Source organism: Pseudoalteromonas sp. MEBiC 03607, from assembly GCF_004792295.1.
Taxonomy (GTDB): Bacteria; Pseudomonadota; Gammaproteobacteria; order Enterobacterales; family Alteromonadaceae; genus Pseudoalteromonas; species Pseudoalteromonas lipolytica_C.
The window spans coordinates 88207-104885 of sequence record NZ_SRRY01000001.1 but is presented as its reverse complement, the minus strand read 5'-3'; the positions used below and the strand labels follow the sequence as shown (position 1 = coordinate 104885).

15 protein-coding genes are annotated in these 16679 nt (G+C 42.2%); 7 read left to right on the top strand and 8 right to left on the bottom strand.

The annotated features are described in order from the left end of the window. Window positions 1–52 precede the first annotated feature (52 nt). Entirely contained in the window at window positions 53–823 is a 771-nt protein-coding gene (locus tag E5N72_RS00415; protein ID WP_135922762.1) for an NADP-binding protein, read from the top strand. Here E5N72_RS00415 and hutC read toward each other — a convergent pair whose 3' ends face one another. Then, window positions 824–1531, bottom strand: coding sequence for a histidine utilization repressor (gene hutC / locus E5N72_RS00410; protein ID WP_135922761.1), 708 nt, complete (start codon window positions 1529–1531; stop codon window positions 824–826). It abuts the gene before it with no gap. 138 nt (window positions 1532–1669) lie between these two features. Here hutC and hutI point away from each other — a divergent pair, with 138 nt between their 5' ends. Next, window positions 1670–2911: an imidazolonepropionase gene (gene hutI, locus E5N72_RS00405; protein ID WP_135922760.1), complete on the top strand. Its 1242-nt coding sequence runs from the start codon at window positions 1670–1672 to the stop codon at window positions 2909–2911. 121 nt (window positions 2912–3032) lie between these two features. Next, window positions 3033–4706 (top strand): EAL domain-containing protein, encoded by a 1674-nt coding sequence (locus E5N72_RS00400; RefSeq protein ID WP_205994313.1) that lies wholly within the window; start codon window positions 3033–3035, stop codon window positions 4704–4706. Between the two features lie 198 nt (window positions 4707–4904). Here E5N72_RS00400 and E5N72_RS00395 read toward each other — a convergent pair whose 3' ends face one another. Further along, window positions 4905–5954 (bottom strand): formimidoylglutamase, encoded by a 1050-nt coding sequence (locus E5N72_RS00395; protein WP_135922758.1) that lies wholly within the window; start codon window positions 5952–5954, stop codon window positions 4905–4907. Window positions 5955–5959: 5 nt separating this feature from the next. Next, window positions 5960–6457, bottom strand: a complete 498-nt coding sequence (gene rraA / locus E5N72_RS00390) for a ribonuclease E activity regulator RraA (RefSeq protein WP_135922757.1) — start codon at window positions 6455–6457, stop codon at window positions 5960–5962. Between the two features lie 212 nt (window positions 6458–6669). Here rraA and E5N72_RS00385 point away from each other — a divergent pair, with 212 nt between their 5' ends. The 3 genes from E5N72_RS00385 to E5N72_RS00375 all read left to right on the top strand — a co-directional run bounded on the left by E5N72_RS00385 (window position 6670) and on the right by E5N72_RS00375 (window position 10240). Further along, a complete protein-coding gene (locus E5N72_RS00385; protein WP_235403923.1) occupies window positions 6670–7206 on the top strand; it encodes a phosphatase PAP2 family protein in 537 nt (178 codons plus the stop codon). Continuing rightward, a complete protein-coding gene (locus E5N72_RS00380; RefSeq protein ID WP_135922756.1) occupies window positions 7203–8237 on the top strand; it encodes an MJ1255/VC2487 family glycosyltransferase in 1035 nt (344 codons plus the stop codon). Before E5N72_RS00385 ends, E5N72_RS00380 begins: the two co-directional genes overlap by 4 nt. Before the next feature lie 122 nt (window positions 8238–8359). Continuing rightward, window positions 8360–10240 (top strand): HAMP domain-containing methyl-accepting chemotaxis protein, encoded by a 1881-nt coding sequence (locus E5N72_RS00375; RefSeq protein WP_135922755.1) that lies wholly within the window; start codon window positions 8360–8362, stop codon window positions 10238–10240. Window positions 10241–10498: 258 nt separating this feature from the next. Here the strand turns inward: E5N72_RS00375 and E5N72_RS00365 are convergent, their stop codons facing one another. From E5N72_RS00365 to priA, 5 genes are all read right to left on the bottom strand, one after another. Beyond that, window positions 10499–10873, bottom strand: coding sequence for a gamma-butyrobetaine hydroxylase-like domain-containing protein (locus E5N72_RS00365; protein WP_135922754.1), 375 nt, complete (start codon window positions 10871–10873; stop codon window positions 10499–10501). Window positions 10874–10949: 76 nt separating this feature from the next. Further along, on the bottom strand, window positions 10950–12278 hold the full coding sequence (gene hslU / locus E5N72_RS00360) for an HslU--HslV peptidase ATPase subunit (RefSeq protein ID WP_135922753.1): 1329 nt from the start codon (window positions 12276–12278) through the stop codon (window positions 10950–10952). 11 nt (window positions 12279–12289) lie between these two features. Then, window positions 12290–12808 carry an ATP-dependent protease subunit HslV gene (gene hslV, locus E5N72_RS00355; protein ID WP_008115012.1) on the bottom strand — a complete coding sequence of 173 codons (519 nt, stop codon included), beginning with the start codon at window positions 12806–12808 and terminating at the stop codon, window positions 12290–12292. 80 nt (window positions 12809–12888) lie between these two features. Further along, window positions 12889–13413, bottom strand: a complete 525-nt coding sequence (locus E5N72_RS00350; protein WP_135922752.1) for an SPOR domain-containing protein — start codon at window positions 13411–13413, stop codon at window positions 12889–12891. A 17-nt stretch (window positions 13414–13430) separates the two neighbouring features. After that, on the bottom strand, window positions 13431–15611 hold the full coding sequence (gene priA, locus E5N72_RS00345) for a primosomal protein N' (RefSeq protein ID WP_135922751.1): 2181 nt from the start codon (window positions 15609–15611) through the stop codon (window positions 13431–13433). Window positions 15612–15844: 233 nt separating this feature from the next. On the opposite strand from priA, the gene rpmE reads away from it, so the two are divergent. Continuing rightward, window positions 15845–16060, top strand: a complete 216-nt coding sequence (rpmE, locus tag E5N72_RS00340; protein ID WP_036973208.1) for a 50S ribosomal protein L31 — start codon at window positions 15845–15847, stop codon at window positions 16058–16060. Window positions 16061–16679: the final 619 nt, after the last annotated feature.

The following is a 16679-nucleotide window of genomic DNA, read 5'->3' as shown; positions in this document are numbered from 1 at the left end:
AAAACGGTAGTTATTAATAAAATATTACAAAATACATAGGGTAAGTTACTAAATGGTTGTGAATGATAATAAAATGGTGGTGCTAGGTGCAGGTTGGTTGGGGCAAGCTCTTTGTCTTAAGGCAAAGGGATTGGCGTGGCAGGTGCAGGGGACACACCGTAGTCGCGATCACGAACATGACTTTCAGCGTCAGTTTGCACTTGAAGATGGTGTACTTAAGCATGACGTATCACTTGAAGGAGCATGGTGGGTGTGTGCAATTCCACCGCGTAGCCGCAGCTCAGAAAGTAATTATTTAGATACATTACAAGCTGGGCTTGAACTTGCCAAACACCTAAATTTTAAAGGCTTTATTTTATGTTCTTCGACAGGTGTTTACCCAACTGACAATGGTTGTTACGACGAAAGCACAGAAATTAACTGCCAATCAGCACGCCAACAAACATTATACGATGCGGAGCAATTAGTGCTAAATGCGGGTGGCAAGGCATTGCGCTTAGCGGGACTTGTAGGCCCCGAACGCGACCCAGGTAAGTTTGTTGCAGGAAAAGAGCTTACTAGCTCAAGTCAGCAAGTGGTGAACATGGTACAACAGCAAGATGTAATAGCGGCGATTTTTTCAGTGCTTGAAAACTGGTCTAACGCCAATAGCATTTATAACGTTGTTAACCCAGCGCATCCAACAAAAGCGGACTACTACCAGCAAAAATGCTCTGAACTGGGTAATCAACCACCCACCTTTACAAGTCATGAAGCTGGCGAACGTATCATTGATGGTTCGGCTATTGAGGCGCTGAACTTTCACTATCAATTGCCAATTTAATTACTTTTTAAAGGTTAAGTGACCGCCGAGTCTGTATTTACTACCTGGTGAGACTAAGCGTGCAAAGCTTACAATGCCATTTGCTGACCACGTTCGGCGGATCACTTGCAAACAAGGCTCTTCATTGTAGAGATTAAGCCATTCGCACATTTCTTGGTTAGGCATAATCGCCTCAACCGTATGTCTGGCCTCAGTTAATGGCGCACTGGTTGATAAATACTCATGGGGGGTTAGGCTGTGGAAATCTTGTTGTAAGTAATCTTTTGCCAGAGCCGGGTTCACAAAGCGCTCTTCTACTTGCAGAGGTTGCTCGTTCTCGTTGTGAACGATGACGCTACGATAAACGTGACTGTCTACATCAACGCCCAATGCAATTGCAATAGGGGCAATTGCACGTATTGATTCCATCACTAAAATTGTACAGCTGTAATCACTGTTACGAGCTTTAACTTCATCAGCGATGTTTTTAATTTCGAGCAATGATGATTGTGACTTAAAGCTTGCTACAAAAGTCCCTTGGCCTTGACTACGAGTTAGTATACCGGCGTCTGTAAGTTCAGATAACGCGCGTCTGGCCGTCATGCGGCTAACCTGAAACTGGCTGGTTAATTCGTTTTCTGAGGGCACGCGGCTATTTTCTTGCCATTGACCCGATCGAATGTTTTCCAAAATATATTCTTTTATTTGCGCAAATTTAGGGACGCTCATTATGAAAGTGCACAGGTAAGTTAACAGTGTGTTACAAGGTGGCATAATTTTCTTGTATATACAAGATGAGTTGTTAAACTTTAAGCTAATTTGATTAGGCGCTTTAAAGCTCGCAGCAGATATAAGTATAGGTGAAAAATGCATACAACGAACGATAGCCAAATGCACTGGGATTTAGTGATCACAGATGCCAATATTGCCACTATGGATCCTCAAGTTGATGCGCCTTACGGTGCTATAGAAAATGCAGCGATCGCATTAAAAGAAGGTAAAATTGCTTGGTTAGGTTCGCAAGCTGACTTACCAAACTTTGATGCATTAGCAACACCGACTATCTCAGCTAAAGGGCAATGGTTAACACCGGGATTAATTGATTGCCACACTCACTTAGTGTTTGCCGGTAGCCGCGCTGAAGAGTTCGAGCAACGCTTGCAAGGTGTCAGTTATGAGCAAATTGCTGCTAATGGCGGCGGTATTGCAAGTACAGTACGAGCAACGCGCGCAGCAGACCACGAAACCTTATTTGTCAGTGCGAAAGAGCGCTTAAATGCGTTATACGCAGAAGGCGTGACTACGGTAGAGATCAAATCTGGCTATGGTCTTGATTGCGAAAACGAAATTAAACTACTCGAAGTGGCTCGTTTACTCGGTGAAAATCACCCGATTGATGTTAAAACCACATTTTTAGGTGCTCACGCATTACCGCCTGAATATAAAGGCCGTAGTGATGAGTACATTGATTTGGTTTGCGGTGAGATGCTTGACCGTGTTGTTGAAGCTGAGTTAGCTGATGCGGTTGATGCATTTTGTGAAAATGTCGGTTTTAGTAACGAGCAAACTCGCCGTGTATTTGAAGCGGCTAAAAAGCACAACTTACCCGTTAAGTTGCATGCTGAGCAGTTATCTAATCAACATGGTGCAGAGCTTGTTGCTGAATTTAATGGCTTATCAGCCGACCATATTGAACATTTAGATGAAGCAGGCATTCAAGCAATGGCCAAAGCAGGCACTGCGGCAGTGCTGTTACCGGGGGCATTTTATTTCTTACGCGAAACAAAATACCCACCAATTGAATTACTTCAGCAGTATCAGGTGCCTATTGCTATATCAACCGACTTCAACCCAGGAACGTCACCATTGTGTTCATTGCATTTAATGATGAATATGGCCTGTACTCTTTTTCGTATGACACCAGAGCAAGCGCTTGCAGGTGTAACACGTAATGCCGCCAAAGCCTTGGGTCTTGATGATCGAGGTGTATTAAAAGTGGGGGCACGCGCTGATATTGCTCACTGGCAAATATCCCACCCTGCGCAATTAAGTTACCAATTCGGCGTAAATAAACTGTTAAATCTGTGGATTTTGGGTAGACTTAGTTAGAAGTTATTTTTACGTATTTTTGGATTAGATGTCATTGATTGCCAGTTTAGCGAGTAACGGTGTAGGGCTCGTAAATTTAAGTAGTGATGCAGTGCCAGTGTTTTTAGCTGGCTGCGTTTTTATGGCAATGATTTGTGCGTTGTGTGTCACTCGTCATCCAATACTTAGACTCAGTTTAGTTGTTAATGGTGTGCTGGGGTTGGCAATCCTCAGCTCCGCTATTCCTTGGTTAATCATTTTATTAGCAATGAGTCTTTGCTTTCATTTATGGCAAGCTTTTCGAACAAATAACTGGTTAGCGATTATTTTTACTGTCGCTGCGGCGATTACGTTTACAGTTATGTATTCTGCCCACTTATTGCTCGAAACTTCCGCGTATTGGCTAGTGATTTCAGTTATTGTTTTATCTGTGTCTGGCTTTTTTAACTTTGAAGAACCAGAAGAAAGTGAAGAAGTCATAGTTGATACTCCTTACCATGATGAAATAGACAGTACTCCACTAACAGGTTTGCCAGATCGCAGTGATTTACGACGTAGCTTTGCTAGCTGGGTTGAAGAACACTCGCATAACTGTGCCCTTGTTATGCTGCGTTTAGAGGGATTTGAAAGTGTTAACCAGCATATAGGTCGGGACTTTGGAGATTTATTACTTGCTCAGTCTGCTACTCGTATTAAACAGCAATTAGACAATGATGCAGTGCTTAATATTAGTAGTGGCGCTGGCAATATAGAAAAGCTTGCTCACTTAGGTGGATTAAATTTTGCCTTCATTTGCTCTCTTGAGGAGCAAAAGCATTTGCATGAGCAACTTATAAGTCAAATAAAACAAGTGACCTTAAAACCCTTCAATGTGGCAAATTGCACTATTGAGGTGAAAGTGCGAGCTAGCTACGTTAGCTGTAACGAGCCTGAATACAGTTTTGAAAACCTTATTTCTTTCGCTAACCTTGCACTTGATTCAAACCCAGATCGGGCTATCGTGCCATATCATCCACAAATGATGATTGAGCAGCTAGAGCAGCAAGCAAGGCTACGTGAGCTGGCGCACCTAGATTTTGCTAGTGAGCTTGAGTTGTATTTTCAACCAGTGGTTCGTAATAGTGACAACAAGATAGAGTTTTTAGAATTATTGTTACGCTGGCAGCATCCAAAACAAGGGATCTTAGCAGCTAACAAGTTTATTGATGATATACGTGTTGCAGGCCTTAGCTATCCGGTTGCTGCTTATGTGATTGAGCGAGCAGCAGAGCTTGCTATGGCATTACGTATGGAAGGCATGCAGCTGCCACTCAGTATTAATGTGTTTGGTCCTGAGATGCTGCATGAAGAGTTTATTGAATTTGTAGACCGTATTGCCACCGAGCATCATTTAGAACCCGGCGCTTTAATTATTGAATGCCCGCTTGATCTATTTATGAGCTTGGATGATCAAGGTAAAGCCATGGTTGCAAGGCTAAGTAGCATTGGTATTAAACTGTGTGTAGATGGATTAGGTGATACCCCTGTTTGGCTATCTAAACTACCAAATTTGAATGTTGAGTATGTTAAAGTTGCAGCATCGCTTACCGCAGATTTTGCTCACCAAACTCAAATACGTAGCCTCGTTTCAGGGGTGGTGGCTATGCATAACCAAAATAATGCTAAAGTGATTTGTGAAGGGGTGGAAACCTTAGAGCAACTTAATTTTATTAAGTCATTAAACACCTATGCAGCGCAAGGTTATTATTTTAATTACCCGCTTAGTAGTGTAGGTATGGTGTCATGGTTAAAGCAATGGCATTTAGAGCATCAGTAATGAAGCTAGCGAGTTTCTAGGGGAAAGTTAGCGAGCTGTTTGACTCGTTACATTGCGTTTTATCTTGAACCTTGCTTCCAATTTAACTTGCTTCCAATTTAAGGGGGGCGGCATAAAGCCGCTGCTACAGGTAGGTGTGAAACTTGTTTCGAGCTGACCTCCCCAAAAATCAGTCGTTATCTCGTTTCTCGCATCTTTCTAACTTGCCTCTCTTGCCTGCAAATACGCATTCACTAGGGCAGTGATGATTTGGCCGGCATCGTTCATGCCTGCTTCTAAACTAACAGGATGTTGTGATGGTGCACCTTCACATAAATGAAGGTAGCGAGCAGTTGTCTGGCTGGCTGCTAAATGCACAAAGTGTTCTGCATCACTCACACTAAAGCCGCAATTGGTATAAGCGCTAACTGGCATTAGCGAAATACTGTCTAAGTCAACTTCGACGCCTAATGGGGCATTATCGAATTTATTAAGTGCTTGTTTACATGCGGTTGATAAGTCTATATTGCGACGAACTTGAATGTCTTGATAACTATCAAACGAGAAGTTTGCTTGAGTTAACGCATTCATAATTTCTTGATTATTCTTAAATTCGTGCAAACCCATCACATGATAATCAGCGAGATGATTTTCGCTGTAGGCATACCTAAAGCCATTACCACTATGGCGACCTTCACAGTCTCTAAAATCAGCGTGAGGGTCTAAGTTAATGGCGTTTACTGGTTTGCCATGCTGCTTACTAAGGGCACGTAATATACCTAAGCAGTTGTTGTGTCCGCCACCTATCACAATTGGCTCAAGGCCAGCTGCAAAAATCATTGCCAGTACTTGCTCAACACGGGTGTCGATATCGCCACACAGTTCACGTAGTTTGGCTAAGTCGGCGTCGTTTTTATTATCAAGGTTAGCTGCTTGTTGGTTTAAATCATCAAGCGCAACTTCACCAAGTAGCAATACACGCTCATGGTTTAAAAATTGGTTATGAGTTTGATTCAAAAAGCGCTTTAAGAAAGCTAGCCATGCTTGCTGTGCACCGCCATTACCTAGGTTAGCACGAGGCCCAATATCTTCACACACGCCAACTAAAACGTAACGAATACCAAACTGTTTGGCATCAATAAGAGCCTGAGAGGCGTTTACATGTGTATCAAGAAGAGCAAGAGCTTGCCATGCTTTTTGTTCATTGGCGCGGCGGACACATAAATGTTTTACCGCCGCTTCATCATAAATTTTAAGGGGATTTATCACTGAGATTAGTCTTCTATTATTTCTAACTCTAATTCTTCAGCAGATAATATAATGCCGGTACTATCGGCGTAAACAAAGTCACCATCAAAGAAAGACACACCGGCAAAATTAACGCCTATACCATCTTCGCCTGCGCCTTCACTGTCTGCAGCAACTGGAATAGAAGCAATTGCTTGAATGCCTAGATCTAGCTCTTCAAGTTCGTCAACATGGCGAATAGCACCGTAAACGATGATCCCTTGCCAGTTATTCTCAAGGGCGATTTCTGCTAGTTCAATATCTATTAGTGCGCGTCGGGTTGAACCACCACCATCGATCAAAAGCACACTATCGGTTCCGTCCGTAGTTAAGATATCGCGGATCAGCTCGTTATTTTCAAAACATTTAACAGTTTTCACTCGGCCACTAAAGCTTGGGCGTCCACCAAAATTGATAAACATTGGCTCGAGCACATCGACCACGTCGGCAAAGTGATCGCATAAATCAGAAGTGCTGTAATCCATTTTTTCATCCTCTAAAGAGACTGTCTGTTTAGTACCCAGTATACCTTGATACAACTCAATAACAACGACTTAATACTGGTTTATTCGTTTAAATCAAAGGAATTTCGTTATCGCAACATTAGTGTCTCAAAAGCGTCACCTAATTGTTATTTTTACCGCCTAAGCTGAGATGAGTATAAAAATTAGACGCAAAGTATGACAAGGAGCTTACCATGGCAAACAACATGCTTACTAAATTGGCCAAAGTGGATGAACAGCTGTTTTTAAGTGTGTTTAACGACGCTTCGCCAAATTGGCTCAGAAAGTCAGCGCTTGGTTTATCAAAAAGCGGTGATGGCGGACTTTATGTGGTGTTGTTCCTTGGGTTTTGGTGGTTTACCGAACAACTTCATTTTCAGCAGCTTGCGATGAGTATATTGGTTGGCTTTGCAATTGAGCGACCCATTTACTTTTTAGCTAAAAAGCGAATTGCGCGGGTAAGACCTTGCGACTGTTTAGTGCAAGGTGCGTATTTAGTGCCAAGTGATCAGTTTAGCCTACCGTCGGGGCATAGTGCTGGGGCATTTGTTATAGCGACTATTTTAACCATGTATTTCCCTGAGCTTACTGTGCTTTGGCTTCTTTGGGCATCGGGTGTAGCAGCATCTCGGGTGGTAATCGGTGTGCATTACCCTGCTGATGTAATTATTGGCGCAGGTATGGGGTCGAGTTGTGCAGTTTTAGCAGTCATGGTGGTGGAATCTATATGAGAATTTTGTACGGTATACAAGGAACAGGTAACGGACACATAACCCGTGCTCGCGTGATGGCAACCACCTTTAAAGCATTAGGGGTCGATGTTGACTACGTATTTTCCGGGCGCAAAGAGCAAGATTACTTTGATATGGCTGATTTTGCCGACTTTAGAACATTTAGAGGTTTATCATTTACCAGTAAATCAGGACAAGTTGATAGTTTAAGAACATTAAAAAATGCACGCCCTTTGCAGCTAATTAAAGACATTAAAAGCTTAGATTTACATCATTATGATTTGGTTTTTAATGACTTTGAACCTATCACAGCGTGGGCAGCAAAACAGCAAGGTATTCCGGTTATTGGTATGAGTCATCAGGCTGCATTTTTGTCTGATAAAGTGCCAATGTTTGGTCGAGCTTTCTTTCGTCGTGCGTTGATCCGTAATTATGCCCCTGCGAATGTCTATCTCGGTGTTCATTGGCAACCTTATGCTGAGAATATTATTCCTCCTTTCATCGCGAGTCATCACCATGACAATCCTGTGATGGTTGAAAATAAAGTCTTAGTTTATTTACCGTTTGAGAACCTAGACAGTGTTGTCGACTACTTAAAGGACTTTCCTGAGCGTGAGTTTTACTGCTATCACCCCGATGCGCAAGATTGCTCAATCGGTAATATTCATCTGCGAGCGCCGTCACGAGTTGGGTTTCTTAACGATTTAGCCAACGCTGGTGGTGTGATTGGTAATGCAGGGTTTGAGCTTGCAAGTGAGGCATTACAGTTAGGTAAAAAACTGTTACTCAAGCCGCTTGGCAAGCAGTTTGAGCAGGGGATTAATGCACAAACGCTGCTAGGCATGGGAGCTGCCCATGTTATGAGTTACCTTAACCCCTATGCGATGGATGATTGGTTGCAATCACCACAAAATAAAAGATTGAACTTTCCGAGTGATCCCGCGCCATTAGTTGAATGGGTAAGGAAAAAGCAGTGGCAGAAATTAGATAAGTTACACCAACATTTATGGCAAAAAGTTAACTTACAGTAAATACAGTTTGTTTGTTGGTTCCTTATATTGGAAAATGCATCGCCTTTTCAGGCTACTTTTTATTAGCTGCTTCAAATAGTTTAGCTATACTTTGAAATGCATGTTGCTATAGGGCACTTTGAATGAATGTATTACAAAATTTAACTATAAAACGTCGTTTACAGTTAAACGCGCTTGTTGTTGGCCTTGCAATGGTTGTAATGCTGTGTGTAATTATTTTTGAGTCACGCATGATGCTTAAGCTCAATGAAACAATTCAAAATGCAGAGGAACTCGATATTCATGAGCTTGCCATGCGCAAGCATGAAAAAAACTTTTTGTTTTATAAAAAAGTCGAGAGCCTTGAGCTTTTTGAAAATGAGTATACCCAGTTAAAAACCAAAATTGCTCGCCTAGATGAGTTAGTCGATGATCTTGATATGGATAGCACTAAACTTGATGAGTTTAAAGGATTAGCAAAAACTTACTATGACGACTTCAATAAGGTTGTGGTACTACAAAAGAAAATAGGTCTACACCCGAAAGATGCACTTTATGGTGATTTACGTGGTGCGGTGCATCAAGTAGAAACATTATTAAGTGAGCGCGAAAACTATAAATTACTAACTTTAATGCTACAGCTTCGCCGTGCAGAAAAAGACTTTATGCTGCGCTTTGATTTAAAGTATATGGGCAAGTTTGATGATTTAGTTGCTAGCTTTAGATCAGAGATTAAAAACGCAGGGTTCGATGCAAATTACGAAAACCAATTGCTTAGTTTGCTTGCGACTTATCAGAGTAAATTTAAAGCCTTAGTTGATGCACAAGTTGCCTTGGGCCTTGATTTAGAGTCAGGGGCACTCGGTGAGATGAAACGCAGTGTTGAGCTTAGTGATGCAATTGTCAGCCAACTGACCACACAAACTAAAGAGTTTGTAGAATCTAGTGCTGCTAGTGCGCAGTTGATTGCCATTCTTGTGTTTATTATTGCGAGCATTTTAGTGATGCTATTAGTTTACTTTACTAGCCGCTCAATTATTCAGCCTATCGAACGTGTATACCACACGATTAACGAAATTCGTCGCAATAACGACTTAAGTATGTCGATTACTCAATCAGGTAAAGACGAAATCACCACAATGACGATCGACTTTAATAGCTTGATCAGTGATTTTAAAAAGCTGATTTACGAGGTAAATACAGCGCTAAGTACTCTTAACGTGGCAACAGAACATTTATCTGAAACGACAGCAGCAACAAGCTCAGGTATGCAAGAGCAGCTTCACGAAGCAGATATGGTTGCTACAGCTGCCACTGAAATGCAGGCGACGATTCAAGATATTTCTCACAACACAGAAGCGGCTGCGAAAAAAGCTGAGTCAACTAACTTAAGTGCGCAGCAAGGTCGTTCGGAGGTTGAATCGACGGTGGTACAAATTAATCACCTATCAGATTCACTCGGGAATGCATCAAGTGTGGTGTCGCAGTTAGAAAAAGACGCTGAAACGATTGGCTCTGTGTTGGATGTTATTCGTGGTATCGCAGAGCAAACTAACTTACTGGCACTCAATGCGGCTATTGAAGCAGCGCGTGCTGGTGAGCAAGGTCGTGGCTTTGCGGTCGTTGCTGATGAAGTACGTTCACTTGCCCAGCGTACCCAAGACTCAACACAAGAGATTGAGAGCATTATTTCGACCCTACAAGGTCGCACACGAGAAGTGGTGAGTATTATGCAGCAATGTCGTACACAAGGTGGCGAAAGCGCGGCGCAGGCAAGCAAAGCCGGTGAGTTACTGCGTTCAATTACCGAAGATGTACAAACCATTATGGATATGAGTACTCACATAGCCACAGCAATTGATGAACAAAGCCAAGTGGCTTCTGAGGTCAATAAAAACGTGGTACGCATTCGTGATATCGCTCAAGAGGCATCGGGTCACGCGGCAACTAATGCACAAACCAGCGAAGAAGTATCTGAGCAAGCGCGTGTGCTTTATCAGGCAATCGATAAGTTTAAAGTTTAATAATTACTTGATACTTTATATTTAAACAAAAGCGCGGTGACGGTTTCGTCATCGCGCTTTTTTGTTGCTTGGGAGTGTATGCCGCGACAAGATTTTAATACCAATCCGCTTAATTAAGTAGACTATTTTGAGGCAATAAAACCTCGTTGATAACAAGGCAAAAATTTCGTTATTTAGTTGTTCTAAATGAGAAATTTTTAACGCAGTTAGCGACAGGTTTAATCCCTCAAAATGATTAAGTATTATTGCGGGTTGGTATTAAGGCACAAACTTAATTGGCACGCTGTCTTTGTTGGCTTCGTGCTCTGTGACTCTGGCTTGATATTGTTGCCAAAGCGCATCATGATTTGCTTGTAGATCAGCTAAGTAATGCCAGCTAAACAAGCCACTATTATGATTATCGCTAAATACCAGTCGAATTGCATAATGGCCAACCGGCTCAATTTTACTAATTCCTACTTGCTGTTTGCCAAGCACCAGTTTCATCTGCTCATTACCGTGGCCTTGTACTTCAGCAGATGGTGAGTGAACACGCAGAAATTCAGCACTAAATTGGGCAATAGTCTGATCATCAAAATGAACATCTAATACTTTACTAACGCTGTGATAATGCACTTTAGTGACTTCTTTCATGTGAGCCTCGAATCTACGATTTATAAACTAAAAAGCCTCCAACTGGAGGCTTTTTAGTATAACGCTAATTTGTTGATTAAAGAATGAAACGACTTAAGTCTTCATCTTCAACAAGTGCACCTAAATGCTGTTCAACGTAATTGGCATCAATTGTTAGTGTTGAACCTGCTTTTTCTGAGGCATCAAATGAAATTTCTTCCATTAGTTTTTCCATCACTGTGTGTAAGCGACGTGCACCGATGTTTTCGGTTTTTTCATTTACCTGCCAAGCCGCTTTCGCGATACGCTCAATTGCATCATCGGTAAACTCAACCTCAACTTGCTCAGTTTTTAACAGCTCACGTTGTTGCTCAGTTAATGAAGCATGAGGCTCAGTTAAGATACGTTTAAAGTCATCAGCACTTAGTGCTTCAAGCTCAACGCGGATTGGTAAACGACCTTGTAGCTCTGGGATCATGTCTGACGGTTTAGCCATTTGGAATGCGCCAGATGCAATAAACAACATGTGGTCAGTTTTAACCATGCCGTGTTTAGTGCTTACTGTTGAGCCTTCGATTAATGGTAGTAAGTCGCGCTGTACACCTTCGCGGCTAACATCAGGGCCAGACGCTTCACCACGTTTACAGATTTTATCGATCTCATCGATAAACACGATACCGTTTTGCTCTACCGCGAAGATAGCTTGCTCTTTTAACTCTTCAGGGTTAACAAGTTTTGCAGCTTCTTCTTCAACTAATAGTTTGAAGGCTTCTTTAATTTTTAACTTACGCTTACTGCGCTTGTCGCCACCCATGTTTTGGAACATGCTTTGTAGCTGGTTGGTCATTTCTTCCATACCAGGAGGTGCCATGATCTCAACATTAGGCTGAGCTTGTGCAACATCGATATCGATTTCTTTATCGTCTAATTGGCCTTCACGTAATTTCTTACGGAAAGATTGACGAGTCGAAGAGTTTTCTTCAGTTTTTGATTCACCAAAGGTGTCGCGCGCTGGTGGTAGTAGGGCATCTAAAATGCGCTCTTCTGCCGCTTCTTCAGCACGGTGCTTAAACTTCTTAGTTTGCTGTTCGCGGGTCATTTTAATTGAAATATCCACTAAATCACGGATGATAGTTTCAACTTCTTTACCAACATAGCCCACTTCGGTGAATTTGGTTGCTTCAACTTTAATGAAAGGCGCATTAGCAAGTTTTGCAAGGCGGCGAGCAATTTCAGTTTTACCCACACCAGTAGGACCAATCATTAAAATGTTTTTTGGTGTTACTTCGGCGCGTAGCTCGTCGCTTAGTTGCATACGGCGCCAGCGATTACGAAGCGCGATTGAAACTGCTTTTTTAGCTTTAGCTTGGCCGATAATGTGTTGATCTAGCTCGTGAACGATTTCTCTTGGCGTCATCTCAGACATGGCAGTTCCTATTACAATTCTTCAATAGTTTGGAAGTTATTCGTGAATACGCAGATGTTGCCGGCAATAGTTAGGCTTTTCTCTACAATTTCACGTGCACTTAGGTCGGTGTTTTCAAGAAGCGCTGTGGCTGCTGATTGTGCGAAGTTACCACCACTGCCAATCGCAATTAGGTCATTTTCTGGCTGCACAACATCACCGTTACCTGTGATGATCAATGACGCAGTTTCGTCTGCAACTGCTAAGAGTGCTTCGAGTTTTCGAAGTGCACGGTCACTACGCCAATCTTTGGCCATTTCAACGGCTGCCTTAGTCAGGTTACCTTGGTGCATTTCTAGTTTGCTTTCAAATCGTTCGAAAAGGGTGAAGGCATCAGCAGTACCGCCAGCGAAACCAGCGATTACTTTGCCATTATAAAGACGTCGAACTTTGCGGGCGTTGCCCTTCATTACGGTATTACCAAGTGAAACTTGGCCGTCGCCACCAATTACGACCTTGTCGTCGCGGCGTACACTTACAATAGTGGTCATGATTATTCCTCATCATCGAGCGGCAAAGCCGCTCGTAAAAAGCGATTGATGAGGTGTTTATATGGGTGAATGAACTAAAATCAAGTCCAAAGCCAAATTCCGCAGCCCATTATTTTGATACGTTTAAGTTTATTTTTATCACTTTCGGCCAAACGTTTGGTTTCGTAAGGGCCTAAACGCACTTTATACCAAACACCATTGCTGCCTTGGGTTTTCTTTACCTCGGCAACCAAGCCGGCAAAAGCGATTTTAGCTTTTAATGTTTGTGCTTGCTCTAAGGTTCTAAAAGAACCGCATTGCATTACATACGGGCCCTTTTGTTCAATCTCTTTTACTTCAACCTGAACTTCGTGCTCTTTAATCTCTTTGATAAATTCAGGTGTTTTAGGTGGCGGAATAACTGTTTCTTCTTGTTTAGTAGGATTGGCTTGTTGTTCCACAAGTTCAGGGTCAGCATTATGTTTGATATACCATAAGCCATAGCTAAACCCGCCTACTAAAATAAGCGCGATTAAAATTAGAATAATAGGAAATGGCTTTTTCGCCGGAGCCTGCTTTTTATTTCTATTTGCTGGTTTTTTATTAATGTAATCGTGTTGTGCCATGACTCTTTTATTGGCCTTTAAATCATATCTATCGGATCAACGTCTAGGCTCCAACGCACTTTTTGCGCTAATTTGCTGGTGCTTATGTAGTCGACCATTTGCGCTAAATATTGGTGCAAGTGGGAGCGTTCCTGCGCCTGAATATGTAATTGAAAGCGATACTTACCAGCCACACGTTCCAGTGGCGCAGGTATCGGACCGAGCAATTGTATACCAGATACGTTCTGGACAGGAACCAAATCAGTTAAAAAATCGACCACTTGATTAATGTTATGTCCTTCGGCGCGCACCATAGCCATATTGGTAATGGGTGGAAGCTGAGCCTCTTCGCGCTCTGTCAGGGCATAGCGGGCAAAATCCTGATAGCCATTGTTGACTAAATCTTGTAGTAATGGATGCTCAGGAAAATGGGTTTGCAGTAATACTTGCCCAGGTTCACCACTTCGACCAGCACGGCCTGCCACTTGTGTGACAAGTTGCGCTAAATGCTCGGTAGCGCGAAAGTCGCACGAATATAAACCGCTGTCGACATCTAAGATTAAAACCAGGCTAACATCAGCAAAGTGGTGGCCTTTTGCTAACATTTGCGTACCAACGAGGATACGCGCACCGCCTTGGTTAATATCATCAAGGGCTTTTTCTAAGCTGCCTTTACGACGAGTTGAATCTCGGTCGATACGACTAATCGGAATATCAGGAAAGGTTTGCGTTAAAAACTCTTCGATTTGCTCAGTACCTTTACCATTTGGAAAAATCTGCGTGCTGCCGCAATCGGGGCATTGATGAGGCACCTGATGTTGCTCACCACAGTGGTGACAAATCATCTGGCCAATGGCTTTATGAAAGGTTGCACTGGTGCTACAACGTGAGCACTCACTTAGCCAACCACACTCATGACATATAAGGGTAGGCGAAAAACCGCGACGGTTTAAAAACACCATCACTTGCTTACCACGTTCTAAATGCTGACGCATATAGGCAAGGCTAGCATGGGCAATTCCGGCTTGCTCTGGCTGACCTTTCATATCCATTAATTGAAACTGGTTATCGGTGCTGGTTTGAGCCCGTTCAGTGAGGCTCAACAGCTGATATTTGTTATTAATTGCTTTATGTAAGGTCTCAAGTGCTGGTGTGGCACTGCCTAGAACGAGCACAATATTATGCTGGTATGCCCTATAAGCGGCTAAATCTCTAGCATGATAGCGCAATGTATCTTGTTGCTTAAACGAGCTGTCGTGCTCTTCATCAACGATGATCATGCCAAGTGATAAAAAAGGTAAGAAAATACTCGAACGTGTGCCGATCACTATGGCGCAGCTGCCTTTTTCACAGAAACGCCAAGTTTGTAAGCGTTCGTTATCTGTCAGTGCGGAGTGCCAGAGCATAATCGGTGTATCAGGAAAGCGACGACGAAAACGATTAACCGTTTGTGGTGTTAAGCCAATTTCAGGCACTAATACTAGGGCTTGTTTGCCCTTTTTAAGTACTTCTTCTAGGCATTGCAAATACACTTCGGTTTTACCACTTCCGGTAACCCCTTCAAGTAAAAAGCTGGTAAAGCCGTTAGCTTGATTAATGCTGGTACACGCCACAGCTTGTTCTTTATTAAGTACAGGTTTGCTACCTACCGTCGGCGGGCGTTGCTGCCACTGGTTATCATGTTCGATAAACTGAGTGATCAGTTGTTTGTCGAGCAGGCTATCGATGGTTTTTTTTGTAAATCCGAGAGCTTTTAATTCAGTAACCGATGATTTGCCCGATTCGGCTAGCTGCTTTAATAAACTTAACTGGGTTTTTGCTTTTAGCGACGGCAGCTTTGCACCTTTTTCGGTCAGCTCAACCATGTTAATGCTGGTTTTATCAGGGCATTCGCCTTGTCTTAATGCAGCCGGAAGTGCCGTATGAATGGTTTCACCCAATGGATAACAGTAGTAGCGTGCAGTGAATTTCAGAAGCGCTAAATGTTGCTCAGATAAAACTGGCGTGTCGTCTATTACGTCTATAATCGGCTTTATTTTGTCAGCGGGAACATCGGTTGATGTTTTTAGAGCCAACACCACTGCAACCTTTTTTTGACTACCAAATGGCACGCGAACGCGCATGCCTGGCTTTAACTCAGGGCTGTGCAGCAGCTGTTCAACTTTATAATCGAAGGTACGCTGTAAAGGGACTTTTATGGCAACTTCTACAAAGTGCATAACAACTCTACTGAAACAAAGACGGAAAGATAATGTACTAAAATTACGGTTAAAAACCTACCAACAAATACTGAACAACAAGCCACTTGATTATTTTTTTAGCGAAATATGTATTTAAAGCTTGTCGCAAGGTCACTTGAGCTATAAAATACGCGGCCTATTAATTGTATTAACTGCGTATGGTGCCAGACTTCGGGTTTGGAGAGCGATACGGCCTTAACTAGAGGTTCCCTATGAAAGAAGGTATTCACCCTAAGTACGAAGCTATCACTGCAACTTGTTCATGTGGTAACAAATTCGAAACTAGCTCAACTCTTTGTAAAGACATCCACTTAGACGTATGTTCTGAGTGTCACCCGTTTTACACTGGTAAGCAAAAGATTTTAGACACTGGCGGCCGTGTTGATCGTTTCAACAAGCGCTTCGGTGCACTTAGCAGCAAGAAGTAATTTCTGCTGTTTAGTTAAAAGAAGCACCTTAGGGTGCTTTTTTTATGGCTAAAATTCACAAAATTCGTTATTAACGCTGACACTTACTCATCATCTTCACTCATTTCCTTTGCATAACTATTTCTGGCTGTTATGCCCATTATGTCGTTAATTGTAGAGACAAAGTGCCACCCCTTGGCTATATTATTTTTTGTATAAATGAGTATACCAACCCGCAATAATACTTAATCATTTTGAGGGATTAAACCTGTCGCTACCTGCGTTAAAAATTTCTGATTTAGAACACAACTAAATAACGAAATTTTTGCCTTGCTATCAACAAGGTTTCATTGCCTCAAAATAGACTACTTAATTAAGCGTATTGGTATCTAAAAGTTATTAAAAATAATAAATTTAAATAATTTCGTGAGTAAATGCTGTGAACTTCGTTGAAATGGCTGTTTTAGGCTAATTTCGGCTATTTGCAGTGTTCGTGCATATAAAATACAAAAACACGCGCTTAAAAGGCCATAAATAGGTTGATTTTTATGTTTGATTAATCGCAACTATGCACAGAAATTGTTGGGAAATCCTTTAAAATTAAGCGATATAGCTTATAACAGGATAGACCTGATAATAC